18 protein-coding genes and 1 pseudogene are annotated in these 26,824 nt (G+C 63.8%); 10 read left to right on the forward strand and 9 right to left on the reverse strand.

The features are described from left to right. Window positions 1-14: 14 nt before the first annotated feature. The 4 genes and pseudogenes from PBR20603_RS04430 to PBR20603_RS04445 form a co-directional block, all read right to left on the reverse strand. Window positions 15-1,481, reverse strand: a complete 1,467-nt coding sequence (locus PBR20603_RS04430; protein WP_150558359.1) for a sensor domain-containing diguanylate cyclase — start codon at window positions 1,479-1,481, stop codon at window positions 15-17. Between the two features lie 234 nt (window positions 1,482-1,715). Next, window positions 1,716-3,050, reverse strand: a complete 1,335-nt coding sequence (locus PBR20603_RS04435) for a putative bifunctional diguanylate cyclase/phosphodiesterase (protein ID WP_150558360.1) — start codon at window positions 3,048-3,050, stop codon at window positions 1,716-1,718. Window positions 3,051-3,365: 315 nt separating this feature from the next. After that, window positions 3,366-4,607, reverse strand: a pseudogene (locus PBR20603_RS04440) (NAD(P)/FAD-dependent oxidoreductase); the annotation flags it as partial. A 364-nt stretch (window positions 4,608-4,971) separates the two neighbouring features. Then, window positions 4,972-5,442, reverse strand: coding sequence for a Cd(II)/Pb(II)-responsive transcriptional regulator (locus tag PBR20603_RS04445; protein WP_150558362.1), 471 nt, complete (start codon window positions 5,440-5,442; stop codon window positions 4,972-4,974). Between the two features lie 68 nt (window positions 5,443-5,510). On the opposite strand from PBR20603_RS04445, the gene PBR20603_RS04450 reads away from it, so the two are divergent. After that, on the forward strand, window positions 5,511-7,955 hold the full coding sequence (locus PBR20603_RS04450; protein ID WP_246174395.1) for a heavy metal translocating P-type ATPase: 2,445 nt from the start codon (window positions 5,511-5,513) through the stop codon (window positions 7,953-7,955). A gap of 18 nt (window positions 7,956-7,973) precedes the next feature. Here PBR20603_RS04450 and PBR20603_RS04455 read toward each other — a convergent pair whose 3' ends face one another. Together PBR20603_RS04455 and PBR20603_RS04460 are read right to left on the reverse strand one after the other, a co-directional pair. Continuing rightward, window positions 7,974-9,011 (reverse strand): CHAD domain-containing protein, encoded by a 1,038-nt coding sequence (locus PBR20603_RS04455; RefSeq protein WP_150558363.1) that lies wholly within the window; start codon window positions 9,009-9,011, stop codon window positions 7,974-7,976. 378 nt (window positions 9,012-9,389) lie between these two features. Further along, window positions 9,390-9,668, reverse strand: coding sequence for an HU family DNA-binding protein (locus PBR20603_RS04460; RefSeq protein ID WP_150558364.1), 279 nt, complete (start codon window positions 9,666-9,668; stop codon window positions 9,390-9,392). 572 nt (window positions 9,669-10,240) lie between these two features. Here PBR20603_RS04460 and PBR20603_RS04465 point away from each other — a divergent pair. From PBR20603_RS04465 to PBR20603_RS04495, 7 genes are all read left to right on the forward strand, one after another. Further along, entirely contained in the window at window positions 10,241-11,068 is an 828-nt protein-coding gene (locus tag PBR20603_RS04465) for a phosphodiesterase (RefSeq protein ID WP_150558365.1), read from the forward strand. 317 nt (window positions 11,069-11,385) lie between these two features. Continuing rightward, window positions 11,386-12,864, forward strand: a complete 1,479-nt coding sequence (locus PBR20603_RS04470; RefSeq protein WP_150558366.1) for a PelD GGDEF domain-containing protein — start codon at window positions 11,386-11,388, stop codon at window positions 12,862-12,864. Beyond that, a complete protein-coding gene (locus PBR20603_RS04475; RefSeq protein WP_150558367.1) occupies window positions 12,857-13,990 on the forward strand; it encodes a lipopolysaccharide N-acetylglucosaminyl transferase in 1,134 nt (377 codons plus the stop codon). Before PBR20603_RS04470 ends, PBR20603_RS04475 begins: the two co-directional genes overlap by 8 nt. Window positions 13,991-13,995: 5 nt before the next feature. Continuing rightward, on the forward strand, window positions 13,996-15,642 hold the full coding sequence (pelF, locus tag PBR20603_RS04480; protein WP_246174396.1) for a GT4 family glycosyltransferase PelF: 1,647 nt from the start codon (window positions 13,996-13,998) through the stop codon (window positions 15,640-15,642). After that, window positions 15,642-17,018, forward strand: a complete 1,377-nt coding sequence (pelG, locus tag PBR20603_RS04485; protein ID WP_150558368.1) for an exopolysaccharide Pel transporter PelG — start codon at window positions 15,642-15,644, stop codon at window positions 17,016-17,018. Before pelF ends, pelG begins: the two co-directional genes overlap by 1 nt. Window positions 17,019-17,204: 186 nt before the next feature. Next, complete coding sequence (gene galE / locus PBR20603_RS04490; protein ID WP_150558369.1) at window positions 17,205-18,227, forward strand: UDP-glucose 4-epimerase GalE; 1,023 nt, start codon at window positions 17,205-17,207, stop codon at window positions 18,225-18,227. A 225-nt stretch (window positions 18,228-18,452) separates the two neighbouring features. Next, window positions 18,453-19,223 (forward strand): ferredoxin--NADP reductase, encoded by a 771-nt coding sequence (locus tag PBR20603_RS04495; protein ID WP_039374413.1) that lies wholly within the window; start codon window positions 18,453-18,455, stop codon window positions 19,221-19,223. A gap of 129 nt (window positions 19,224-19,352) precedes the next feature. Here the strand turns inward: PBR20603_RS04495 and PBR20603_RS04500 are convergent, their stop codons facing one another. Then, window positions 19,353-20,249 carry a LysR family transcriptional regulator gene (locus PBR20603_RS04500; RefSeq protein WP_150558370.1) on the reverse strand — a complete coding sequence of 299 codons (897 nt, stop codon included), beginning with the start codon at window positions 20,247-20,249 and terminating at the stop codon, window positions 19,353-19,355. Window positions 20,250-20,376: 127 nt separating this feature from the next. On the opposite strand from PBR20603_RS04500, the gene PBR20603_RS04505 reads away from it, so the two are divergent. Then, complete coding sequence (locus PBR20603_RS04505; protein WP_246174397.1) at window positions 20,377-21,567, forward strand: serine hydrolase domain-containing protein; 1,191 nt, start codon at window positions 20,377-20,379, stop codon at window positions 21,565-21,567. Continuing rightward, window positions 21,564-22,736: an MFS transporter gene (locus PBR20603_RS04510; RefSeq protein WP_150558371.1), complete on the forward strand. Its 1,173-nt coding sequence runs from the start codon at window positions 21,564-21,566 to the stop codon at window positions 22,734-22,736. Before PBR20603_RS04505 ends, PBR20603_RS04510 begins: the two co-directional genes overlap by 4 nt. A 57-nt stretch (window positions 22,737-22,793) precedes the next feature. Here the strand turns inward: PBR20603_RS04510 and PBR20603_RS04515 are convergent, their stop codons facing one another. After that, the gene (locus PBR20603_RS04515) at window positions 22,794-25,043 is read right to left on the reverse strand and encodes a TonB-dependent siderophore receptor (protein ID WP_150558372.1); all 2,250 of its coding nucleotides are present in this window, start codon (window positions 25,041-25,043) and stop codon (window positions 22,794-22,796) included. 120 nt (window positions 25,044-25,163) lie between these two features. Further along, window positions 25,164-26,822, reverse strand: a complete 1,659-nt coding sequence (locus PBR20603_RS04520) for a PepSY-associated TM helix domain-containing protein (protein WP_150558373.1) — start codon at window positions 26,820-26,822, stop codon at window positions 25,164-25,166. Window positions 26,823-26,824: the final 2 nt, after the last annotated feature.

The following is a 26,824-nucleotide window of genomic DNA, read 5'->3' on the forward strand; positions in this document are numbered from 1 at the left end:
GAGCCCGAAGTCCGTTACGACCCGCCCCGGGTGAGTACCCGGAGGTCGGATTCGCGGGCGCAGCAATCGCGTCCGCGAGATTTGGCAAGGTACAGCGCCGCGTCGGCACGTCGCAGCCACGCGTTGTCGTCGTCACCGGCGTGCCATTGCGCTATGCCGGCACTGATCGTGAACTGAAGCGACTTGCCGTCGGCATTGATGCGAGCCGTGCGTACCGCCTCACACAAACGCTCGGCGGCTTCAAGGGCTCGTGTCTCGTTGGCGCCACTCAAGATAATAGCGAATTCTTCGCCCCCCAAACGACCGCAGATGTCGTCTTCGCGTAACGATTCGTGACAAAGACTGACGAATGTGGCCAGCACGGTATCGCCGAGCGCATGGCCCCAGGTGTCGTTGATCTGTTTGAAATAGTCCATATCGACGAGGATGACGCAGGTCGGCACCGCTGTCGATTCGGCCTGTGCGACCTCGGCGCGAAGGCGTTTGAGGAAGTGTCCGCGCGACAGTGCGCCCGTGAGTGCATCGTATTTGACCTCATGCTCGAGCGCTGCATTCTTGGCCAATGTGTCGGTTAACTGAAGTTTTTCACGGCGCAGATAGCGAACGAGAAGCCAGAGCCCACCCGTTGAGCTGAGCAAAAGCGCGAAGACCAGCACCGCATAGCGGCGCCGCTCGACGGACAGGCTGCCCAGTGTTGGCGCGTCGTTCATGGTGTAGATGACCAGTTCGCTGTCCGCCGAGGGCTCGGCCTCCAGAAGATATGGCTGATTGTCGGGGCGTACACGGACCAGGCGAGCGTGGTGCTCGCCTGGCTCGTCGCCGGGCGCATGCTGCATGATCTCCGGCGTGCCGGGCGCCAGGTCGTAGTCTTCGATGGGAACAACCGTGAAGTCTTCCTGCTGGTAGAGATGACGTCGTTCCGCTCGCGTCAGTTTGAAGACCGCTGCGCCGGGGACTGCCTGACCGGTAAAGGTCGGGTCGTTGGCGAGTACGATGACGCCATTGGTGTCCGTCACGAACGAGGCGCCCGAATCAACCCAGTGAGCCAGCCGGCGCAGGCCGAGCTTGACCACCATCACGCCGACGAGCCGGCCGTCCCGATAGACGGGGGCGGTGAAGTAGATGCCGGGCAAGCCGGTCTTGCGGCCGATGACGTATTGCTGCCCGGCTCCGCCGAGCACGGCGATGTTGAAGTAGCCCCGATCGCCATAGTTGTCGCCGATCAGCGGGTCAGCCGTGTACGCATCGCTGGAGGCGATGGTAACGCCATCCGGTGTGCCCAGCCACACCAGATCGGCACCGAAGTAGAGCTGCGCGGCGCGCAGCAACTCATTGACGGGTTTCAGTGCGGGGTTGGCGAGCAGCATCCGGCGGGCCTTTTCCGGTGGCACGCTCGTGAGCGGATGCTTTGCGATACTGGCCGCGGTGTCCTGTATCTGCTCGATCTGGGCAAGCACCTGCGGAATGCCGCGAATGAGCATCAGGTCCTGATTGACCGTGTGAACGGTGCCTTGGGCGAGGCGGGCCGCAACGCTGCGCTCTTCGAAGAGCAGCCGCGCCGAGCGGTTCGCCACCAACTGATCGGCAGCGAAGCGGGCGAGCCCCCAGGCGACGAGGACGCAAACGAGAATCACCAGGCCGCTGAGAACAGCGGAAGCGGCGCGGCGACGATTGAAGGGAGCGTTGACCAACGGCAGAGGCGATTGCTGACGCGGTTACAGGCGCCCGTGCCAGTTGCGAATGAATGTCTCGATGTGCCCGGGCGGCAAGGGGCGCGTGCAATGATACCCCTGCCAGGCATGACAGCCCAGTGATGCGAGTGCGTCACGTTGCGCGCTGGTCTCGACACCTTCCGCAACCGTCTCGATCTCGAGCTTGCGCGCGATCGCGATGATGGCGCGAATCAGCTCGGTATCGTAGCCGCCGAGCAGCACGCCGGCCACAAACTGGTAATCGATCTTGACGGTGCCGAACGGCCAGCGCTTGAGACGCACGAAACTGGAATAGCCGGTGCCGAAGTCGTCGAGCGACAGGCGAACGCCCATTGCCACGAGTTCGTTCATCAGCGTGGCGGCTTCGTCGAGGTGGGAAATCAGCGACGACTCGGTAATCTCGATCTCGAGCTTGTCGGGTGGCACGCGATGGTGCTTGAGGGCATAGCGGACCGTTTCGAGCGTCTGCACACGCATTTGCTGCGCTGACAGGTTCACGGCCACGCGCGGGTATTCCTCGCCATCCGTGTGCCACTTGTCGAGCTGGCGGCACGCTTCATGCAGTGTCCAGTCGCCGATAGGACCGATCACATCGCAGCGCTCGGCGGCCGGGATGAATTCGCCCGGCATGATCAGTTCGTCGTCGCGTTGCCAGCGGATCAGGGCTTCGAGACCGGTCAGCCGATGGGTGCGCATATCGATCTGCGGCTGATAATGCAGCCGGAATTCCGACCCCGACAGCGCGCGGCCGATGGCGCTGCGCCAGTAGTGTTCGTTGCCTGCTTCGTCCGGCGGATTGATGCCCTCGGTCGGAGCGGATGGCGCCTCGGTAACGAGAAACCGGGAGGCGCTTTCCCGAATGGCCTGATCGGCGACCTCCGACGTGTGTTCGAGCAGCGTGGCGGGCCAGACCGGCACCTGCGGCAGATGCGTTACACCCGCCGAGAGAATCGGGTAGAGAAGACCATTACCGCAAGGCACGGGCGATTCGCCAGCACGGATGAAGCGGCGGGTGATCTGTGAGGCGGCTTCGCGGCTGCCGAGGTCACGCAGCAAGATGCCAATCTGCTGATCGGAGACGCGTCCGATGAGGTCGCGACGGCGGATGCGAGAGCCTATGCGAAACGCGATGGTAGCGAGCAGGTCGGCATCTGAAATGGCGATTTGACTGCTCGCCTTGCGTTGGCCGCGGCCCACATGCAGCACCACCAGCGCGCTGTGGCTGCCGGGCGGGCTCGGGGTGCGCAACTCGAGGCTGAGGGCGCGCAATAGCCGCTGGCGATCCAGCAGCAAATCGGCGAGGACGACTTGCCGTCGCAGCGCGTTGGTATCGTTCATCTCGGCAGACGGGCAGCCGTCACCCGTACGGTTGAACGTTTGTCATTGCCGCGTGCGATGCCACAGGACAGAGCAAGCCCACGCGTCGAACAGGTCGTGCCGCCAAAATACCCTTGAATCATGTTCAGCATAAGACGCGTAAATGTGTCGGCCGTCATGCGAGGGGCGGGTGGGGCGCACCGGCCGGAGCGCTGCATCCTTCGCACTCAGGCAGACCGCGCGCAAGGCGTGGCCCGACTAGAAGCTCGTGCCCGGTCGCGAAACCGGGTTCTTTGACTTTTAACGGCACTCGTCATTAAAAATTAAGTACGGGTTTCACCTATGGCCGGAGCGGCTGGGTTGCGCCAGCCACTCGCGCCCGCGAAGCATGAAATCCCAATAAACCTTTGGCAGCACGTACTTCTTCAATACCCATGCGAAGCGGTTCGCGCGCGTACCGTCAATGGGGAAAGTCGGCAGCAGTTTGCCGCCGTAGCCAAACTCGGCAAGTACGATCTTGCCGTGCTCTACCGTAAGCGGGCAAGCACCATAACCGTCGTAATGCAGTGTAAGCGGGCGGTTGTCCATGGCGGCGAGCAGGTTTTCCGCGACGACGACCGCTTGCTTGCGCGCTGCGGCAGCCGTCTTGGCGTTCGGGGCGGAGATGGCATCGCCCAAGCCGAAAACATTGGCATATCGTGCATGGCGCAGCGTCGCAGGATCCACCTCACACCAACCGGCGGCATCGGCAAGCGGACTCGCGCGCAGCACATCCGGCGCGCTTTGCGGCGGCACGACATGCAGCAAGTCGAACGGCTTGTCGACAAACTGCGACCCGCCATCGGCGTCGAAGATTTCGAAACGGGCAACGCGATGCTCACCATCCACGGCGCGCAGATGCGAGAGGTGATTGAGCGAGATGCCGTAGCGCCCCACATATTCCATAAGCGCAGGGATGTAATCCTTCACGCCGAACAGTGCCGGAGCCACGAGATGAAACTCGATCTTCGTCTTGTCCAGCACACCGTTCTGGCGCCACGTGTCGGCGGACAGGTACATCGCCTTTTGCGGTGCGCCTGCGCATTTGATCGGCATCGGCGGTTGCGTGAACAGCGCATTGCCACCCTTGAAATCACGGACCAGCGACCACGTATATGGGGCGAGATCAAAGCGATAGTTGGAAGTGACGCCGTTGCGACCGAGCGTGTCGGTGAGGCCGTCGATGGCTTCCCAATTCAGTTGAAGGCCTGGCGCAACGATGAGGTAGCGATAGCTGAGACGGCGACCGTCCGAGAGCAGAATCTGTTGGTGGTCCGGCGCGAATGCCGTCACTGCGGCCTGGATCCACTGCACGCCCTCAGGGATGACACTTGCCATCGGGCGCGCCGTGCGCGCGGGATCGAATTCGCCCGCACCGACGAGTGTCCACGCAGGCTGATAGTAGTGCGTGTCGGCCGGGTCCACGATCGTGATCGAGAGCGACGGGCGGCGGCGACGCAAACTGGCTGCCACGGAGACACCTGCCGCGCCAGCTCCCATGATCACGATGTCGGCGTTGCCTTGCGTCGCGGGTGCTGGCGTAGCGGATACATCGCTGGACATAAGGTCTCCGACAAATGGGCAAAAATTGGAACGGATTGCGACATATCGATGCGCACATCCTGCGGGCCGCGCCATGACCCTTCATACGAACGAATAACGACTGGCGCGCCGCGTGCGGGACATTGTATAGAAACTATGCCGGTTTGCCCCTGTTTTCACGGGGAACGCGGGCACGACGGCGATCATCGAGGCGTTCAGCGAAATGCGAGGCGAGGAAAGGATTTGAAAGGCACGCGCCGGTCTGGTGCTCGAGCACGTATGTTTTGTGCAAAGAGATGGCGCGTGCCATTACTTAGTGAAACGAAGCGGGCGCGACCCGTGCGGTAACGCCCCCCGACGCTCACGCGTGCATGTGATCGTGATCGCAGGCGACTTCAATCGGATCGGTGTCGGTGTGACAGGCACAGGCTTCACCATGCGCGCCTTGAATGAGTGCGCGCAGAATTCCGCAATCGCTTGTTTCGTGGCGGCTATGACATTGCGCCTGAAGGTGCAGCAGCTGTTGCTCGAGCGCTTGCAATTCGTGAATGCGCGTATGCACGCGCGCAATGTGCGCTTCGATCAGTTGGTTCGCGTCTTCACAAGTCACGCTCGTGTCGTGAGCGAGTTCGCCGAGCCGCTTTGCATCCGCGAGCGGCATGTCGAGCGAGCGGCAATGGCGGATGAAGCGCAGTGCTTCCAGATGGTCTTCGCCGTAGGTGCGATAGCCGGCATCGGTCCGCGGCGGGGCCGACAGCAGGCCCGCCCGCTCGTAGTAGCGGATCGTTTCGACATCGGTGCCCGCCGCCCGGGCCAGTTCGCCGATTTTCATACTTGACTCCGTAGTCACTACAGGGTTTTGAATGAAGGGTAACACGAATCAGGAAACCAGGAGTTCACATGTCCAACCCCTCGGATTCGGCTCGTCTGGCGGGCACGACGGCGGCCGATCGTATGGTGCTTGACCACGGGGAAGCCCCGGGACATCCGCATCGTCGTGATCAGGGGCATCAGCACGATCAGTCGCACGATCGCGGCCACGGCCACGGCCACGGCCACGGCCACGGCCATGATCATGATCATGACCATACGCACGATCACGCCGCGTCGCGCACCACGGGTGCGGCGCATGCGCACGCAGAATCGTCATGTTGCGCAGGTGACGCAACGTTGGCCTTCGTCGAGCCGGTGCCGTCGACCAATGCGCCGCAGGCCCGGTTTCGCATCGATCAGATGGATTGCCCGACGGAAGAACGCCTCATCCGTGACCAACTCGAGCGGCGGCCCGGCGTCGACGCCTTGTACTTCAATCTTCTCAAGCGCGAATTGACGGTGGTTTTCGACAGAACTGCGTCGGCCGTCGACGTCTCCCAGCGTGGCGAGGCTGTCGCCGACACGCTGCGCAAGCTCGGCATGTCGCCAATGCCGCTTGCCGATGACAACGCCAACGCTGTACCGCCGCCCGCGAGCCACAAGCGCGATGTTGCGCGTTTGGTTGCAGGGGGTGTGTTGGCGGCGGCTAGCGAGGCTGCCGTCTGGTCGGGCGTGCCCGAACACAGCCCTTGGGTTGGCGCCATGGTCGTCATCGCCATTCTGGCTTGCGGTCTGCCGACGCTCAAGAAGGGGTGGATCGCTCTACGTCATGTCACGCTGAACATCCACTTCCTGATGTCGCTGGCGGTGATCGGTGCGATGTTCATCGGCCAGTGGCCGGAAGCGGCGATGGTGATTGTCCTCTTTGCCTTGTCCGAAAAGCTGGAGGCCGCGTCGCTCACGCGGGCTCGGCGTGCCGTGGAGGCACTGATGCGGCTGGCGCCCGATCACGCATCGGTCGAACAGGCGGACGGCAGTTGGGCGGACGTGCCCGCTGCATCGCTTGCGATCGGAGCGCGCGTGCGTGCGCGTCCCGGCGAGCGTATTGCCATCGACGGCGTGATCGAGCAGGGAAGTTCCGCGCTCAATCAGGCGTCGATTACCGGCGAAAGCGTACCCGTCGACAAGACCATTGGCGACGAAGTCTACGCGGGCAGCATCAACGAGAGCGGCCTCATCGTGTATCGCACGAACGTTGCGCCGGGCGATACGACGCTTGCCCGCATTGTGCGTGTCGTCGAGACCGCACAGCAGCAACGCTCGCCAACGCAGCGCTTCGTAGACAAGTTCTCACGTATTTACACCCCGGCGGTCGTGCTGTGCGCACTGCTCGTCGCACTCGTGCCGCCGTTGGCCTTCGGTCTGGCCTGGTCGCCGTGGATCTACAAAGCGCTGGTGATGCTGGTGATCGCGTGCCCATGTGCGCTCGTGATTTCGACGCCCGTCACGGTCGTGAGCGGTCTGACGGCAGCGGCGCGCGCCGGCATCCTGATCAAGGGAGGCGCGTTTCTGGAGAGCGGCCGTCTGATTCGGGCCGTGGCGGTCGACAAGACAGGCACGCTCACACGTGGCGAGCCTCGGCTGACCGATGTGGTGCCGCTGGGGGAGGCGTCGCGCGACGAGATGCTGACGCTGGCCGCCGCACTCGACTCGCATACCACGCACCCGATCGCGCGCGCGGTTGTCGATGGTCATACGCAAGCCGGCCTGGGGGCACTGCCGTCCGTAACGGACTTCGAAGCACTCGCGGGCATGGGTGTGAAGGGACGGATCGGCCAAGCGTTGTACTACCTTGGCAACCACCGTCTGATCGAATCGCTTGGCGTATGCAACGCGAATGTGGAGGCCGAACTGGAGCGTCTCGAAGCACAGGCCCGCACGGCCATCGTGTTGGCTAGCGAAACACAGGCGCTTGCAGTGCTGGCCGTGGCCGACACCTTGCGAGAGGAAAGCCGTGAAGCCATCGCGAGACTGACGCAAATGGGCGTTCGGACGGTCATGCTGACAGGGGATAACCGTGCGACTGCCCAGGTCATCGGTCAGCAGGCGGGGGTGAGCGAGGTGCGCGCCGAAATGCTGCCGGAAGACAAATGGCAGGCGGTGTCGGCGTTGCGTGAAGCGTTTGGCCACGTCGGCATGGTCGGCGACGGCATTAACGATGCGCCTGCGCTTGCCGCCGCAGACGTCGGTTTTGCGATGGGTCTGACGGGCACAGACAGTGCGCTCGAGACGGCTGACGTCACGTTGATGGACGACGATCTTCGCAAGCTGCCGGCCTTCCTCTCGTTGTCGAAGCGTTCGGCGAGCGTGCTCAGGCAGAACATCGCCGTGGCGCTGGTCATCAAGGCGGTGTTTTTCTCGCTGGCCATTGCAGGGTTGGCGTCGCTGTGGATGGCGGTATTCGCGGATGTGGGCGCCAGCCTGCTGGTGATCGCCAACGGCATGCGCTTGCTGCGCACGAAAGTGGCGTGAGATTGGATCGCCCGACGCTCAGCCCTTGCGCATCCCGCGCTTGAGGGTGTGCGCGTCGGGTAACTGACACAGGACATGGGCAGCGCGGCTGGTCGCGTTCACGATGACCGAATCGAGGCGTGCGATCAATACGTCGCGTTGCGCCACCGAAATCGGCATGTCTTCACAAACTCGCTGCGCCACCACGGCATCGTTGAGAAGGCCCAGCAGCGATTGCGCGGCCTGCAGTGTGTCCTGATAAGGGGCGCGGACCGCTTTGCGAAGCCATGGCGTCAGGGCTTCGGCGCTGTAACGGGCTTTTTTGACCTTCACGCGCAACGCGTGCAACTGCTCGGTGTCGAGCATCGCCAACTGGCGACAATCCGGAAATAACGCAATGTATCGGGCGCGGAGCACGCTGCGAGCGTGCTTTGTTAGTGCGCGTGGCCGCTTGCCGGGCGTGCGTGAGGGGCGTCGCAGCGCCTTCGCCGCTCGCAGTTCGGCGCGGCCGTCGTCTCCGATGCCGAATGCCTTCAATAACAACCCATGCAGTGTCCGCTGACGCTCGCTGGCCAGCGCGTCGGCGGCTTGGGCGTGAGCGTCGCCCCGCAGTTTCGCCACGTAGGTGTCTACCGCCGGCCAGTCGATATCCGGATGGTCGGTGCGCAACTCGGGTAGTGTGGTTGTCGCCAGCACGTCGGCGTCTCGCGCGGGTCCCGTCGAGTGTCCCAGCCAGCTCAACTCCGCTTTCAGTTGGCGATGCCAACGGGGCTTGAGCCACGGAGAGAAGACATCGATCAGCGCACGCAGACGCCGCGTCGCAATACGCAACTGATGAAGGGCGTCGGGATCGAAGGTCCCGGCGTGAGCGCCGCGCTCCGAGGCATTCGGCAGTGATGGCCACTGCGCAAGCGGATAGGCGGCGAGCGTGACGAGCAGACGCGAGGCCGACATGCGCCGCATTTTTGCGGCATCGGGCGGCGACATAGCCCCTGCGCCGGCCGTGCCGTCCGAGGGCGATACCTGACCGGAGGCGGCGATGGCCGCTGTCGTCACGCGTGTCATGTCACGCAACATAGCATAGATGCTTTGGGAAATGAGCCGGGGAAAATAGGGCGCAACGAGAGGGCGTCGGAGGCTCAGAACCGGGATTGGCAGGACAAATCGGTCGTACGAGCCGGGAACGGCAAGGGGATGACTGAGGGGGAGGCGTTGCCGAATTGCGCAGGCAGGAGATGCCGGCCCGAAGGCTGAGCGGGGTGTGTTGCTGCCGCGGGCGCCCGGTCTCCGAGTCGGATGATCGGTGCGCAGGACACCCGCGAGGCGCGCAGCGTCACGTCAGTCGTGGACCTCGCGAGAGGATGACGTGACACGTATCCGATGCCACACGCCGCAGGACGGCAATGCGAGCAAAAAGATAGGCCGGCACGAAGGCCGGCCTGCGCGCAACTGGTGTTACTTCTTGTTCACAGCGTCCTTGAACGCCTTGCCAGCCGTGAACTTCACGGTCTTGGCAGCCGGGATCTTGATGGTTTCGCCGGTCTTCGGGTTGCGGCCTTCACGCGCAGCGCGCTTGCCCGAACCGAACGAGCCGAAGCCGATCAACTGAACCGAGTCACCCTTGGCAACGGTCTTCTTGATCGTCTCGATCAGCTGGTCGAGGGTTTCGCCAGTTTGAGCCTTGCTCGCGCCCGTAACACCGGCGACGGCGTCGATCAGTTCCTGTTTGTTCATGTGTGTTTCCCTTGAGAGGTGGTGAATATCGGCGACAACTCTAACACTTTCGCCATTTGGCGAGTGTCGGTGTTGTATCCGCGCCATAAGGCACGCGGCGCACGCCAGGCTATCGCCTTCACGGCACGTCACGCGAACGCGATCCGAAGATCTGTCCTGTCACGTATCGAGAGGGCGCCGGCACTGGCCGGGCAGCCGCATTATAGAGCCTTCGGCGGGCTGTGGGCCAGCATTGACAACGGTTTGCGGCGATTTTGTTGTGCTGTGCCCCGTACTTTCTTGTTCTTGATGATAAAACCCCGGCAACTGCGGGCATCTTCGGTCACGCCGTCGCGCAATCCCTTGCTGGGCGGGCTTTGGAGGTTTCCCCTAGCGCGTTAAGGGTTGCGTACCGGGCCGACTTTTGGTTGGCGCCGCTCAATCGGCGTCCGGATTGTCCGGAATTCATTGCCGTGTCATCTGCCATGTCTAGCGTGGCGCCGCACGATGGATTACGTACACGCTGTGTGCGTCCTACACTCGAATGGCGGCGAGCGAGGCGCGTCGCCGCGTGTTTTTGAGGAATCGCCTTCATGTTGCTCTGTCAGATCACCGACCTTCACATCACGCGACCCGGTGCGCTTGCCTGCGGGCGCGTCGATACCGCGCAGGCCTTGCGGCGCGCGATCGCTACCATCAACCGCTGGACGCCGCGGCCCGATGCCGTCATTGCCACTGGCGATCTGATTGATACGCCCCATCTATCGGAATACGAAGTACTTCGCGAGTGCCTGGCGGAGCTGACGATCCCGCTGTATCTGGTCGTTGGGAACCACGATCATCGCGAGGGGCTGCGCGCGGCATTTCCGCAGCACACCTATCTGCACGCGGCGAGTGAGTTCGTGCAGTACCGCGTCGATCTCGGGCCGTTGACCGTGCTCGCGCTCGACACGCAAGATCCGCCGAATCCCGGCGGGCATTTGTGCGAAGCCCGTCTCACCTGGCTCGACGAACAACTGCATGCGTGCGCCGGACGTCCGACGATCATTGCCATGCATCATCCGCCATTCGAGACAGGTATCGAGTTCATGGATGGATACGGCCTTACGGCGCAAGGCCGCGCAGGTTTTGCGAGTGTGGTATCACGGCACCGTCACATTGAACGAGTGATCAGCGGCCATTTGCACCGGAGTATTCAGGCGAGCGTCGAGGGGGCGCCCGGTGTCATGGCGAGCACATGCATGTCGACGGCGCATCAGATCACCCTCGGGCTCTCGCCCGGGGCGCCGGGTTCGATCATACTCGAGCCGCCGGGTTTCGCGTTGCATCTGTGGCAACCGGGGGCGGGCGTGCGCACCCATTTGGCGTATGTTGGCCCGCACGACGGCCCGTATTCGTTCGACGGTGAATCGGTCTCCTGAAGGATTCATGCGGCTTTGCGGCAGGAAAAAATGGGGACGAAAGTAGGACTGGACGTGTGTAAAGTTCATCTCCATTAAACATAAGAGATCAGTTCGGATCAGCAGTCATAGGCCGTCCCGACGGGGAAGTATCGCGGGGCGGGAGCGACGGGTCTTCCCGAGATAACTGTCGATCCGTCGCCCAGGGCCCCGGCCGAAGACGCCGGGCAGGGCACATTCCGATAACGGGGAATCATGCAAACCGCCATCGCGCAGCGCTTGCGCGAATGCCGGCGTTTCGCGCCGGGCTTTTCGATGGCATGCGCGGACGCGGTGCCATGGAATCCGCGCGTGCGCACCCGGCCGATTTCCACTTCCGCGAACACCACGTGACCGCCGCTACGCCTAACGAAGCCGAACCGGCACGCAATGCCAAGTTGCCGGCTCGCGTGCGCCGCTCGCAGCCGCTTGGCAATCTCGGGCGGTGGGGGCGCTGGATTGCCCCAGCCATCGCAAGTCCGTTTGCCTGGCTTGAAGTACTGGGCGGCACTGCGCTCCTGGTGCTGGTCGCCTGGCGGTTGCACCCGGCCGATCCCTTGTTGCTTTCCGCGCAGTTCCCGTGGTTGTGGCTGGCGGCGCTCGTCGCTGCATTGCGCTATGGCTCGCTGGCAGGGGCTGCGAGCGGGCTGGTGCTCGTGGCGGCCTGGTATGCCCTTTATGCACCGTACGCACCGGCGGGTGGCCCGTTTCCCATGGTGCACTTCGCGGGGGGCATGACGGCGGCATTGATCGCAGGGCACTTCTGCGATGTCTGGTCCCACCGGGCGAATCGGGCGCAGGGCATCAACGCGTACTTCAGCGACCGGCTCGTTGCGATCACGCACAACCACTATCTGCTGCGTGTCTCGCACGAACGGCTTGAACGTGATTTGCTGGCGCGTCCGGTGACGCTGCGCGATGCGTTGACGCGTCTGCGCGATCTCACCGTGCGGCGGGCGGGCGATGTTCACGGGCACGCTGGCGGCTTGCCGAATGCGCAGCCGATGCTCGAATTCGCATCGTTGACGTGCCAGATCGAAGTCGCCTCGTTATTCCCCGTACGTGCAGGCAGGCTCGACACGACGCCCATCGCGCGCGTTGGAGAGGGCTTCGAACCGGATGCCGACGACCCGCTCGTCCAGCATTGTCTTCGCGAGGGTACGCTCGCGCATGTGCGCGCCGACGACGCGGCGAGCGACACCAGTCCCTATCTCGCCTGCGCGCCGCTGCTCGACGCCGACGGCATGTTGGTCAGCGTACTGATCGTGCGTCGCATGCCGTTTCTCGCGCTCAATCACGACAACCTTCAATTGCTGCTGGTGCTGCTTGCCTATTACGCAGATGGCGTGGCCCATCAACCACTGGTCGCGACCGTGCGGGAGTCGGTGCCGCAAGTGCCTTACGATTTTGCGCTCGAGCTGGGACGTCTGGCCCGGCTCAAGCGGGCGAGCGGCATCGAGTCCTCGCTCGTTGCGCTGGCGTTCCCGCGCGGTGCACGGGGCGACTCGCTGTTCGAGCAGACGGTGCGCCAACGCCGGGCCCTCGACGCGATATGGACCATCGGCACGCCTCGCCGGCAGATCGCCATCGCGTTGATGCCGATCACTGACGAGCATGGCATCGACGGCTACCTGCTGCGCATCGAGACCCTTCTGCGGCAACAGTACGACGTCGATTTCCAAAGCGGTCATATCGCGGTGCACACGGCTCACGTAGACGCCGATGCCCCTGGGGACGGGCTGCTCAAACTGATGGAGCGATGCGTCGACCATGCCTGAGCGCACATCACAGGGCGAGCGTGTGACGACCGGCTGGCGTCGGCGTCAGAACGGTGCCGCACGTGGCCTGCGTCTGCTGCAATGGGCATTCACATTTGCGATTGCCGCGTTTGCGGTTGCCGCGCAAGCACAGGCATTGCGCCTCGTCTTGCAAGATGAAACATGGAATTCTCTGCCACAGGCGCTGGACTCGGCCAGGGTGTCGATGTCAGCGGTACTGGCGTGGCAGGCTGTCGCGGCGTTGCTGGCGGGCGGTTTCATGATTTGCGTATTGCCGGCCAGCTATCGCGGACGGCGCGGAGCGTTCTGGCATATTGCGCTCGTCACCTTTTTCTTGCCCGGTGCGGGCCTCACGGTCGTGTTGGGCGTGCTCCTGATCGGATACCTGTTTCCACCGCCACGCGAGGCATTGGCTGCCGGCCAGGTGACGCCCCCGGGCTTCATCTCGCATCTGGTGGCGCGTGTTCGGCATGGTGCGGGAATGCGCTTGCGGGCGAGGTTGCGCAATGTGCAAGGCGAGCGCGACGACCGCGTGGCGGCCTTGATCTCGGTGCAGGCGCTGCCGTCACGGGTCACGAGTGAGATCGCTCGCGATTTGCTGGCCGATCCTGTCGAAGAGGTGCGTCTGCTGGCGTACGGCATTCTCGACGGGATGGAGAAGCGCATCACGCAGCAAATTTACGCGATGCGTGACCGGCACGCGGCGGCGCAGGACGAAGATGAGCGCGCGCATGCGTGCCGCCGTCTCGCCGAACTGTACTGGGAACTGATCTATCAGAACCTGGTGCGTGGCGAAGTGCTGCGCTTCACGCTGGAGCGTGTCGAGCAGTTCGCGCGCGACGCGCTGGAGCAACACGAGGACGATGCCTCGATGTGGTACCTGCTCGGCCGCTGCGCGCTATTGCGTGAGACGCCGGACGCCGCCGAGATGTACCTGCGCCACGCGCAGTTTCACAACTTTCCCACGGAGCGCCTGTTGCCCTGGCTGGCGGAAGCTGCGTTCCAGAGGCGTCGTTACGACCGGGTGTCGCAATTGCTTGGCGGCGTCGGGGCGGGTGTGGCGGGCGCCAGAGGCTCAACGGCCTCGCCAGCGGTGCAGCCCGCCGTGCGATTCTGGACGCGTTAGGGCCCATGCCAATGCGCCCGCACGGCGATCTTCCGACTTCCAAACCGTCTGCCGGGGGGGCGAACGCTGCCCCGGTCGCAGACATCGCGTTACTCCTCGAAGGCACTTTCCCCTATGTGCGGGGCGGCGTGTCGTCGTGGGTCGATCTGCTCATTCGCGCGTTTCCCGATCTGACCTTCGCGGTGGTGTTCATCGGCAGCCGCCGGGGCGACTACGGCGCGCCCGTCTATCCGATGCCCGCGAATGTTGTCCACTTCGAGGCGCATTACCTGTACGAGGCGGCCAAGCGGCCGGCGGAGGCGGCCGACAATACGGCGCGAACGCGCCAGGGCTCGGGCGATGCGAGTGCGTTCGCGCAAGTTGCCCGGATGCACGACCGGTTCCGTCAGCGGCACGAGGCGCGCGACGGCACGGCCGACGACGGGGCGGGCGACGATCTGTCTGCGATGCTGTCGCGAATTCTGCCAATGCTGCGCCAGGGGCAGGCGCTGGCCCAGCCAGCGTTTCTCCATAGCGAGCGTGCCTGGGATTTCATCACGCAGCGCTATGAGCGCTACTGCCACGACCCGTCGTTTACCGATTACTTCTGGACGATACGTGCCATGCACAAGCCGATCTGGCAATTGGCGCAGATCGCCGGTGCGTTGCCACCGGCCCGCGTGTATCACACCGTATCGACCGGATATGCCGGGCTGTTGGGGGCGATGCTGCGCATGAGTACTGGCCGGCCGTTGCTCGTCACCGAACATGGCAGCTACACGAAAGAGCGCAAGCTCGACCTGCTGCAAAGCGAATGGCTGCGTGACAATCGTGGCCCGTTCGAGCGCGACATCTCGCGCGTCGGTTATTTCCAGAATCTATGGATGCGTTTTTTCGAGGCCATCGGCCGGGTGTGTTACGACTCGGCAAACGAGATCGTCTCGCTGTATGAGGGCAGCCGCCAGCGCCAGGTGAGCGACGGAGCGCCTGGGCATAAGACGCGCAGCATTGCCAATGGCGTGGACATCGCGCGCTTTGCCGCGTTGCGTGTCGAGCGCCGCGAGACCGAAGCGCAGATGGATCGAGCGGACATCCCCCCGGTGGTGGCGTTAGTGGGACGTGTGGTGCCCGTCAAGGACATCAAGACGTTTCTGCGGGCCGTTTTCATTGCCTACCGTGCGCGGCCTGACTTGCAGGGCTGGATCGTCGGGCCCGACACGGAAGACCCGGGCTACGCGCAGGAGTGCCGGGATCTCGCCGCGAGCCTCGGCATGGAATATCAAGTGCGATTCATGGGGTATCGGGCTATCGAATCGGTATTGCCGCAAATCGGTGTGCTGGCGTTGTCGTCCGTTTCCGAAGCATTGCCGCTGGTCATGCTCGAAGCGGCGGCGGCCGGTGTGCCGGTCGTGGCCACAGACGTTGGCGCATGCCGTCAGGTGATCGACGGCAACGGCGCGCAGGACCATGCGCTCGGCCGCGCGGGACGCATCGTGCCGATGGCCGACCCAGAGGCACTCGCCGCCGCCATCGTCGACGTGCTGGAGCCCGGCGCATGGCATGCCGCGAGCCGCGCCGGCATCGCGCGCGTCGAGCGCTACTACCGGCTCGACACCATGTGCGATGCCTATCGCACGTTGTACCGGCGGTGGATGGACGGAGGGGATGACTGATGGCGGGTATCGGTTTCGAGTTGCGGCGGCTGCTGCGCAGCGACACGCTTTCGGGCACTTTCGCCGCCTACGGCTATGCGGGGATCATCAGCGCGGGCCCGCTGGTGCTGTCGATGGTCAGCGTGGTACTGGTCGGGCTGATGAGTCTGACGCATGTCCATGCGCACGACGTGTTGACGCAATTTCAGGTTTCGGTGACGTATCTGATCGCGTCGAGCGTGATGGCAACGGGGCTCATCCAATTGGCGTTCACCCGCTATCTGAGCGACCGGCTGTTTGCGGGAGAGCCGCAGGCGGTCATGCCGTCGTTCAATGCGGTGACGCTGGTCACCACAGTGGTGCTTGGGGCCATTGGCCTTGTTTTGTCGCAGACACTTTTCTCGAACCTGCCGCTGACGTATCGCTGGCTGATGTGGACCGGCTTCGTGCTGCTCGGCAATCTGTGGATCGTGGTGCTGTTCCTTACAAGCGTGAAGCAGTACCGGGCGATTCTCGGCGTGTTCTGCGCGGGCTACAGCCTGAGCGTGGTCAGTGCCGTGCTGTTGGGGCGCTTCGGGCTCACGGGCCTGCTGGGCGGCTTCGTGATCGGCCACACGTGTCTGCTGCTGGGGCTCACAGCGATTGTCGTGCGGAACTATCGAACCACCACCTGGCTGTCGTGGTCGGTCTTCGTGCCGCGCAATTTGCGGCTCTCGCTGGTCGGCGTCGGCGTGTGCTTCGGGCTCGGCGTGTGGATCGACAAGCTGATCTTCTGGGCGTCGCCTGCGACCAGCATCTCGATCATCGGGCCGCTGCGCGCTGCCCCAATCTATGATCTGCCGGTGTTCCTGTCGTACCTTTGCGTGATTCCGGGCATGGCGGTATTCCTGCTGCGAATCGAGACGGATTTTGCCGAAGCCTACGCCGGGTTCTTCGACGCTGTGCGTCAGGGCGGCACGTTGCGTCAGATTTCGGCGTCGCGTGTGTCGATGGTGCGTGCAGTGCGCACCGGCCTCTACGAGATCCTCAAGGTGCAAGCCGTGGTGACGCTGCTCGTCTTTGCGTTCGGCGACGACATGCTAAGACTGGTGGGGGTGCCCGAGGCGTGGCAATCGTTGCTGCGCATCGATGTCATCGCCGCGGGGCTGCAAGTGCTGCTGCTCGGCGTGCTCAATGTGCTGTTCTATCTGGACCGGCGCCGTGACGTGCTGATCCTCACCTCGCTGCTGGTGGTGCTCAATGCGGCCTTCACCTGGGCCAGTCTGCAATACGGGCCAGCGCTGTATGGTTATGGGTTCGCGCTCGCGCTGCTGTGTGTGCTGGGGCTCGGCGCGCACCGTCTGACCCGCCGGCTGGCGGCGCTTGAATACGATACCTACATGGGCCAGAGCGCATGACGCGGTCGACCGGGGCGTGCGCCGCTTAATGTCTTGGCGGGTCTTGGCCCGTCTTGGCGCGCCTTGGCGTGCCATTGGCGGCAGAACGGCGGCTGGAGTAATATCGCAGGTCTCGCGCGTGGGGTCGTACCGTGATCGATCCGTGCGATATCAAAGGCGCCAAACCGGCGTCACAAGAGTCTCTTCATGAACAACCTGGGCACCATTCTCGTCACTGGCGGGGCCGGCTACATCGGCTCGCATACCTGTGTCGAGCTTCTGGCGGGCGGCTACGATGTCGTCATCGTCGATAACTTCTGTAACAGCCACCCCGACGCGGTGGCTCGCATCGGACGCATTGCTGGCCGTGCGCCCATATTCATCGAAGGCGATGCCTGTTCAGCCGCAGTCATGGACGACGTCTTTACTCGTCATCGCATCGATGGCGTGATCCACTTTGCCGCACTGAAGTCCATCGGCGAATCGCTCGAAAAGCCTTCCCTCTATTACCGCAACAATCTCGGCAGCCTGCTGACGCTGATCGAGACGATGGATCGCCACGACGTGCGCCATCTCGTGTTCAGTTCGTCGGCCGCCGTGTATGGCTATCAGACATCGGTGCCGATCGATGAGACGGCGCCGCTCTCGACGGGCAATCCGTATGGTCACACCAAGCTGATGGCCGAGCAGATGCTCGCCGACACGGTGAAATCCGATGCGCGCTGGCGTGTCGGGGTGTTGCGATACTTCAACCCGGTGGGCGCGCACGAAAGCGGGCTGATCGGCGAGGATCCGGGCGGTCTGCCGAACAACCTGATGCCGTATGTCGCGCAGGTCGCCGTGGGCAAGTTGCCGCAGCTCAAGGTCTATGGGGGCGATTGGGAGACCCCCGATGGCACGGGCGTACGCGACTACCTGCATGTGGTGGATCTTGCTCGCGGCCATTTGGCGGCGCTGGCGGGCTTGCGCAAGCTGGACGAGGGGTTCACCGTCAATCTGGGAACCGGGCGAGGGCACACCGTGCTCGAAGTCGTGCGGGCGTTCGAGGCGGCCAGCGGCCGTAAAGTGCCGTTCGAGATCGTCGAGCGGCGCTCGGGCGACGTGGGGTCTTCGTATGCCAATGCCTCGCGCGCGCACGCGCTGCTCGGCTGGCGCGCCGAATACGATCTGGCGCGCATGTGCGCCGATCACTGGCGTTGGCAGCATCAAAACCCTGATGGATATCGATAACCGGGCCCAACCCCTTCGACCCCTCAGGGACAAATGAAAGCAATTCCCAATTGGGGTAAAATGATCGGGTTTTCCCGCCCAAAACCGAAAGCGCGTGCACCTCATGCGCCGGGAGTCCGGGCATCGGGCCATTAGGGATGGCCCGCGCACAAGCATTTCAGGCGCACGGGCGTTCGGCCCCGCCGATGTGCCGCGCCGCCGCCCTTCGTCTAACGTCAAGCCACTATGAGTACTCAGAATCAACAGACTGTGCTGGAAGTCCACCATTGGACTGATACGTTGTTCAGCTTCAAGACCACTCGCGACGCTTCGTTCCGTTACGTCAATGGCCAGTTCACGATGATCGGGCTGGAAGTGGAAGGCAAACCGCTGCTGCGTGCCTACAGCATGGCAAGCGCGAATTACGAGGAAGAGCTGGAGTTCCTGAGCATCAAGGTGCAGGACGGTCCGCTGACCTCGCGTCTGCAGCACCTGAAGCCGGGCGACAAGGTCATCGTTGGCCGCAAGCCGACCGGCACGCTCATCAACGACAACCTGCTGCCGGGCAAGAACCTGTATCTGCTCTCGACGGGCACGGGCCTCGCGCCGTTCATGAGCATCATCCGAGATCCGGAAGTCTACGACCGTTATGAGCACATCATTCTGGTGCACGGCTGCCGCTTCGCCAGCGAACTGGCTTACCGTGACCTGATCACGCAGCATCTGCCGGAACACGAGTATCTGGGTGAGTACATCCGCGACAAGCTGATCTACTACCCGACGGTCACGCGCGAAGAGTTCGAAAACCAGGGCCGTATCACGGAACTGGTCGAGTCGGGCAAGATGTTCACCGACATCGGCTTGCCGGAATTCTCGCCGGAGAACGATCGCATCATGCTGTGCGGCAGCCCGGCCATGCTCAAGGACACCCGCGAGCTGCTGGAAAAGCGCGGCTTCGTCGAAGGCCACAACCACGCGCCGGGGCACTACCTCGTCGAGCGCGCGTTCGTGGGCTGAGCATTGACGCATGGCCCGGTGGCGCGGCGCGCTGCCGGCACCCGTGGGTGAATCGGCGTCATACGCAAGGAGCCCCCAGGGACTGGACATTGATCCGGGCCCTGGGGGCTTTTTCATGGGGCTTGCCGTTCAGGCCCTGGCGACGGGAAACACATTCGCGCAGAGAAAATCCACCAGGGCCCGCACTTTGGGCGAGGGGTGCTTGCTCGCAGGCCAAAGCACGTGGAAGACGCCTGTACGTTGTGCGTAGTCCCGGAGCACCGGTTGAAGACGGCCGTCGGCAAGTGGCTCCCGGATGGCGAATTCCGGCAGGTATGCGATCCCCAGTCCCTGGAGAGCGAAACACAGCCGCGTCTCGATGTTGTTGCAAACCATCGACGCCGGGATAGGCACCTCCGGTTCGCCGGGGATTTGCCGTAGTGTCCATGCCTCCAGTTTGCCGCTGTTGGGAAACCGGTAGTGCAGGCAGGTGTGCTGCTGCAGATCGGCTGGCGTGGCCGGTACGCCGCGCCGCGCCAAGTACCCGGGCGAGGCGACGAGATGCGACCGGAACGCCCCCAGCCGGCGAGCGGTGAGGCGAGAGTCGAGCGGTTCGCCCGTGCGGACCACTGCGTCAAATCCTTCTTCGATGACATCGACCATGCGATCGGTGAAGTCGAGATCCAGCTCGATGTCGGGGTACTGCCGCATGAAGTCGGCGAGCACCGGCAGTACCAGCGAACTGACCATTGGCAGGCTCACGCGCAACCGTCCGCGAGGTGCGGTGCTGGCTTGCGACAGCTCCAGCTCGGCGGCTTCGATCTCCGCGAGAATGCGACGACTGCGCTCCAGAAACAGTGCGCCCTCGGCGGTCAGCGTTACGCTGCGGGTGCTGCGGTGAAACAACCGCACGCCCAGCTTTTCTTCAAGCCGCGCCACGCCTTTTCCGACGGCCGACGCCGACACGCCCAGCAGACGCCCTGCAGCGACAAAGCTGCGCGTCTCGGCCACCTGCACGAAAACCACGAAACCGTTCAGGCTCTCCACGTCCGCTCCTGATTGCCCTGACATTGCGGACATTGACGTCCGCATAAAAGGGAACTGTAGCCTACTTTTTCTTGAATCGCGGACGCTCTATCGTGGCGGGACTGTCGATGAACGAAAGGACTATCCCGTGACGATTGCTGCATTTCCCGCGCCAGCGGTGAGAACTTCCCCCCCTCAAGTTGCCCTGATTCAAAGCGTAGTTGCCGACGCGCTTGACGACGGGCGACTGGTCGGCGCTGTGGTTTTGGTCGCCCGGCGTGGTGCGCTGATCCATCAGCAAGCCGCCGGCTTTGCCGAGCGCGAACGGGCGGAGCCGATGGCCCTCGGCACGCTGTTTCGTCTGGCGTCCGTGACCAAGCCGATCGTCTGCACTGCTGCGCTGGTCCTGATGGCACAGGGCCGGCTGCATCTCACCGACGACGTAACGCGATGGTTGCCCGAATTCGCGCCGAAGCTGGCGGACGGCACGACACCACGCCTGAGCGTTCGTCATCTGATGACGCATACGGCGGGCCTGACTTATGGGTTCTTTCAGGAACCGGATGGCACCTATGCGGGCGCTGGCATCTCCGATGGCATGGACGACTGCCGAGTGAGCTTGCGCGAGAACGTTCGGCGTATTGCCAGCGTGCCGTTGCTGTATTCGCCCGGCACCGAGTGGCGATACTCGATCGCAACGGACGTGCTCGGCGCGGTCATCGAAGCCGTGACGCAGTCGCCGCTGGATGAGGCGGTCGCGACACTCGTGACTGCACCGCTGGGAATGCGCGATACGGCGTTTGCTGCCGTGGATGCGGGACGCCTCGCGTGCGCCTACGCCGACGGCACGCCGGTGCCCCGGCGTCTGGCGGAACCCGATACCGTCCCCTTCGTTGAAGGCACCGCCGGCTTCCGGCTATCCCCGGGCCGGGCGTTGAATGTCAATGCGTATCCGTCGGGCGGCGCTGGCATGGTTGGGTCTGCAAGCGACTTTCTTCTCTTGCTGGAGACGCTGCGTAAAGGCGGTGCACCACTGTTGCCCGAAGCGCTTGTGCGCGAGTTCACCACGGATCAGATCGGCGGGCTGCCGATGGCGTTCTGGCCGGGCCGAGGCTTCGGCTTGGGTGTCACGGTGCTGAAAGATCCTGCCGAAGCGCAGTCGCCCGAGTCCGCCGGCACCTGGCGCATGGGAGGCACCTACGGGCATTCGTGGTTCGTCGATCCCGCGCGTGAGCTCAGTGTGGTGGCGTTCACGAACACCGCACTGGAAGGCATGTCCGGCCGTTTTGTGACGGATCTTCGCGATGCGGTTTACGCGTCGCTCGAGGTGCAGGAATGACGACTGGAGCGCAAGGGCGTTTACCGCTGGCCTCGTTGCTGGCGCTCGCCATGGCGGCATTCGTCACCATCCTGACGGAGGTGTTGCCCGCAGGGCTGCTGCCGCAGATGGCGCAGGCTCTCGCGGTCTCGCAGGCGTGGGCTGGTCAAACGATCTCGGTCTACGCCATCGGTTCGCTGGTGGCGGCCATTCCATTGACGGCGGCCGCGCAGGGCATGCGAAGGCGTGCGCTGCTACTAAGCGCCATGTTGGGTTTTGCGCTCGCCAATGGGGTGACGGCATTGTCGTCGAGTTATGCGCTGACGATGGCGGCGCGCTTTCTGGCAGGCGTGTCGGCCGGGTTGCTTTGGGCGCTGCTGGCAGGTTATGCGGCGCGTATGGTGCCCGAGCATCAAAGGGGACGTGCCATTGCCGTCGCCATGGCCGGAACACCGCTGGCGCTCTCGCTCGGTGTGCCGGCGGGGACTTTTCTGGGGCAATGGGTGGGCTGGAGGATGTGCTTCGGTGCCATGAGCCTGCTGGCGCTGGCGCTCGCCGCGTGGGGGCGGGTGACGCTGCCGGATTTCGCCGGGCAGACGGCGGGCAAACGGTTGTCGCTGGCGGGTGTGTTCACTGTGCCGGGTGTGCGTCCGGTGCTGTTCGTCGTGTTGGCTTTCGTGCTGGCGCACAACATCCTCTACACGTACATCGCGCCGTTTCTGGCGCGAGCCAACATGGCGCAGCGTACCGACGCGGTGCTGCTGGTGTTCGGCGCCACGTCGCTGATCGGCATCTGGATCGTCGGTGTCCTGATCGATCGTCATCTGCGCTCGCTCACGCTCGTCAGCACAGCGCTGTTTGGCCTGTCGGCGTTGGCGCTTGGCACGGGGGGCGATGTTCCGGTCGTGGTGTATGTGTCGGTCGCCGTGTGGGGGCTGGCCTTCGGTGGTGCGGCAACACTCTTTCAGACGGCGATTGCCAATGTGGCTGGGGAGGCGGCGGACGTGGCGCAGTCGATGCTGGTGACGGCCTGGAACATGGCGATTGCCGGTGGTGGCATCGTTGGCGGTGTGTTGCTCGATCGCCTTGGCGTGGCGGCATTTTCGCCTGCGCTGCTGGCGTTGCTCATCGCCACGCTGATCGTCGTGTGGACGGCCAGACTGCGCGGGTTCCCGGCTGTGCAGGGCTAAGACATGCCGCGAAGCACGCTGACTCTGGCGTCAGTGCGCTTCGCGGTCAAACGCCGGTCAGAAGTCCATCGTCGCGCTGGCGAGGAACGTGCGGGTCGAGCCTGGCATCACGAACCCGTTGTAGGTCGTCGTCCAGTAGTGCTTGTCCGTCAGGTTGTTGATGGCGGCGCGCAGTACAACCGACTTGCCGGCAACACGCGTCGCGTATTTAGCCGACAGGTCGATGGTGGTGTATGACGGGATCGACAGTGTGTTGGCGGCATCGACTTCCTGCTGTCCGGTGACCTTGACGCCGGCGGCGACGGTCAGGCCGCGCACGAACGGCGTGTCGTACTCGACGCGGCCTGTCACAACGTAGCGCGGCGTGGCGAAAATGCGCTTGCCCGCCACGCTCGGGTCGTCGACGTCCACTGCCTTCGTGTTGAGCAGCAGCACGCCACCCATGACGCGCCAGTCGTGCGCGAGACGCACCCAACCGCTGGCGTCCAGCCCCTGGAAGCGCTGCGTGCCGTCCTGTACGTAATAGTTCGCCTGATTCGTGTAACCGTAGCCCCGCTCGACGCGGAACAGGGCGAGATTGGCGCCCCACGTCTGCTTGTCCGCCTTCCAGCCCACCTCATACTGCTTGCTTGTGAGCGGCCCGAAGGTCTGCGGGAAGTTGACGTTGGTAATGCTCGCCGAGCCGCCCGGCTCCAGCGACTCGACGTAACTGACATACGCGGTCGAGTCGTTGTCAGTCTTGTACATCAGCGCGACCGTCGGTGAGACGGGTTTCGCGCGGTAAGACGCACCGGTCTGGCCTGAGATGTCGTACAGATCGTCGTTGAACTGGGTGTAACGCAGGCCAGCCAGTACCGAAATACGGGATGTGATGCCGACGGTATCGCTGGCGAAGATCGCACGCTGCGAGATCTTCTCGCTGCGGTAAGGCTGGTAGTCCAGCCCGACGTCCTGATTCGGCAGCAGCGACGGGTTGTAAATGTTGCTGGTGCCGAGGGCAATACCGTTGCCGCCGAGGCCGTTGTCATTGAGTTTGACCTGACTCTGATACGCCACGCCGAACACCACGTCATGCTTGAGCGGACCGGTGGTGAACTTGCCCTGCACCATGCCATCCCACGCCTGGTAGTAATAGGCCGTCTTCCACTTGTACTGCGTGTCGGCGTAATCACCTGCGGCGTTGAGCACGGAGAGGAAGCTGTCGCCGTTCAGACGATTCTGGCGCGCAAAGCGATACTTGAAGTTCGCCTTCCATTGATCGTTGATGCGATAGTCGAGCGACGTGCCTGCCGTAAGCGAATCGCTCTCGTAGTACGTGAACGGCTGGGCGAGGTTGCGGGCGACCTTGTTCGCGTCGGGGACTGCACCCGCGCCATCGAAGTTCATGCCGAACAACGTGCCGGTCGTCTGGCGCTTCCAGTACGCCACGTCGGCCGTCCAGGTCAGGTCGGGCGTGATGCGGAAGTCCGTGGCAAATGAGATCGTCTTGCGACGCACGTGATTGTTCGGCTCCGCAGTGTTGCCTTCCTCGTTCACGAGGTTCAGGCGATAGCCGAAGCGATTGTCGGGGCCGAAGCGTCCGCCGAGGTCGAGCTTCTCGCTCCACACATTGCTCGCTTCGTAGCCGACCGAGAATTGACGCAGCGGCTCGTCCGTCGGACGCTTGAGCACGTAATTCACGATGCCGCCGGGCGCGCCGAATCCGTACATGAAGCCGGACAGGCCTTTGAGCAGTTCCACCTGCTCGAACGGCTCGAGCGGAATGTCGGCTTGCCATGAGACGAAGTTCTGGCCATCGACCTTGGTGCCGTCGAGCATGTCCACGCGCATGCCGCGCACGGCGAAGTACGAGTTCTCGGTGCGCTTGTTTTCCGAGAGCGTGGTGACGGCCGGGTCGTACTTGAACGCGTCCGTCGCGGTCTGCGCCATCTGATTCTTGATCTGCTCGCTGTTGACGGCGACGACCGAGAACGGCGTGTCCACTGCGCGCCGTGTGCCCAGCGCGCCGCTCGACACTCGCTCGACCTTGATGTCGTCGTCGCGGCCGGCCGACACGGTGGTGGCGGGCAGCGCGGCGGTGCCTTGCGAAGCATTCGCGGCGGGTTGTGCGTCAGGCGTTGGCGAGGCTTGCTGGGCATGGGCGCTGCCCGAGGCCAGCGTCAGCGACGTGGCGCAGATGGCGAACACGCCAGCCACCGCACGCGACACCGAGGAGGGCGAGAGGGGCGAAGCGGGACGGGGCGTCAGATCATGCGCGGCGTGCGTGCGAGCGAAACCGCGCCCTGCGAGCGGGCGGTAATGCAACATCGGTGTGAATCTCCCTGAGTGTGATGCGTCGTGTGCCGACGGGTTCAGCGTGGAATCGGTCTTCTTGTGTGGGGTGGGCGAACGCGACGTCATGCCGCCGTTCGCCGCTGGCGCGAGCCGTCAGGTTCGTGCCGGGTCCGGCTGCTCGGGCAGCGTTGTTGTGTTGCCGGGGTTGTCTTGACGGGCAATGGCGGTGCGTTGCGCTGTATTGGCCGTGCTGGATTCGCGCGGCGTCTGGTCATTCGCGGCAGCCGGTCGCGCCCACACGCTGTTCGGATCGCCTCGACGGGCACGCCGCCACGTTGCGCGGGCGAACAGCGCGAAGATCGCGGCACAGACGATGGCGATCAGATCGACACCGGCGAGTACCCAGTCGCCCGAAGCCAGCGAGCGCACGAGATTGTCGGAAGTGAGCGCGGCATCGACGAGCGGGATCGCGGCACAAACAAGCGAGGTGGCCACGAGCAATCCCGTGGCTGCCACGGCCGGTGCCGTGAGTGCGGCGAAAATGACGGAGATGCCGAGCGTGGCGACGATGATGGACAGCGCCGTCACGCCTGGCGCGACGACTGCACCAACGAAGGCCGCGGCGATCCCCAGGCAAGTCCCGAGGAACACGCCGGCGGTGGCTTTGGCCATCCAGCGCAGATTGGCGGGCTGAATGGCCGCGCTACGCTTGCGACGCGATTCGAGCCACAGCAGATTGCCGCTATACACAAGCACTGCCCCCATCAGTCCGAGCACGAAGTACACCCAGCGCATGGCGTCGCCCGCGAAGTTACCGAAGTGCGCGCCATAGATCATGCTGAGTACGGCATGGTTCGTGTCCCGTACACCCGGACTGTGCTGCCCGACGATCTCTCCGTCGTTCAGACGCACGGCCACAGCCGAGAAAACGCCGAGAGAGCCATTGGCTTCGCCGTAGACTTCGGCCACCGCATCCGGTTTGCCGTAACCGGTCCACGCCACGGCAGTCGCCTCCATGTCCGGCGCCGCGTGTTCGGCGCGCGCGAGCACGGCCGGCAGGTCGAGCGGTTTGCCTTCGACCGGCGCAATCTTGGCCGGCACGGAGCCCGTCACTTGCGGGATCTGCGACATCAGCTTGCTTTCGAACGTCACGACGTTGAATGCCATCATCAGGGGCAGGCTCAAGCACAACAGCGCCCCGGTGAGGGCGAAGACGATGTGAAACGGCAAACTGAGCACGCCGATGGCGTTGTGGGCGTCTTGCCAGAAGCGCTTGAGGTTGCGTCCCGGGCGCAGCGCGAAGATGTCACGCGTCACGCGCGGCAAATGCACGATCACACCGGAGATCAGCGCCATGCCGTAGAACAGCGACACCACGCCCATCAGGTAAAGGCCGTACGTCGGGATCGACAGCGAGTAATGCAGCGCGTTGATCGTGCTCGACAGACCGGGGCGGGCGTTGCCAACGACCAGCGACAGTGGAGCACCCTCGGCGCTCGGGCCCAGACGCGCCTGCATCCATTCGCCGTTGGGTTCCTGCCAGTAAGCGAACGGTGTGGGCGAGTGATTGGGTAACACCACGCCCATCTGCTCGCGTGCGGCCGGGAATTTCGCACGAACCTTCTCGGCGAGCTGTTCCGTCTGCGCGAGCGAGAGCGGCGCATGACGCGTGGCGGGTTGCTCCCAGCGTTCGATCTCGTGATGAAACACCGTCAGGGCACCGCCGAGCATGGCGATGAACAGGGCAAAGCCGACAACGATGCCGGCCCACGTATGGACACTCAGGTATTGACGCAGGGTTTGGGCGCGCATCG

Source organism: Pandoraea bronchicola (assembly GCF_902459805.1).
GTDB lineage: Bacteria > Pseudomonadota > Gammaproteobacteria > Burkholderiales > Burkholderiaceae > Pandoraea > Pandoraea bronchicola.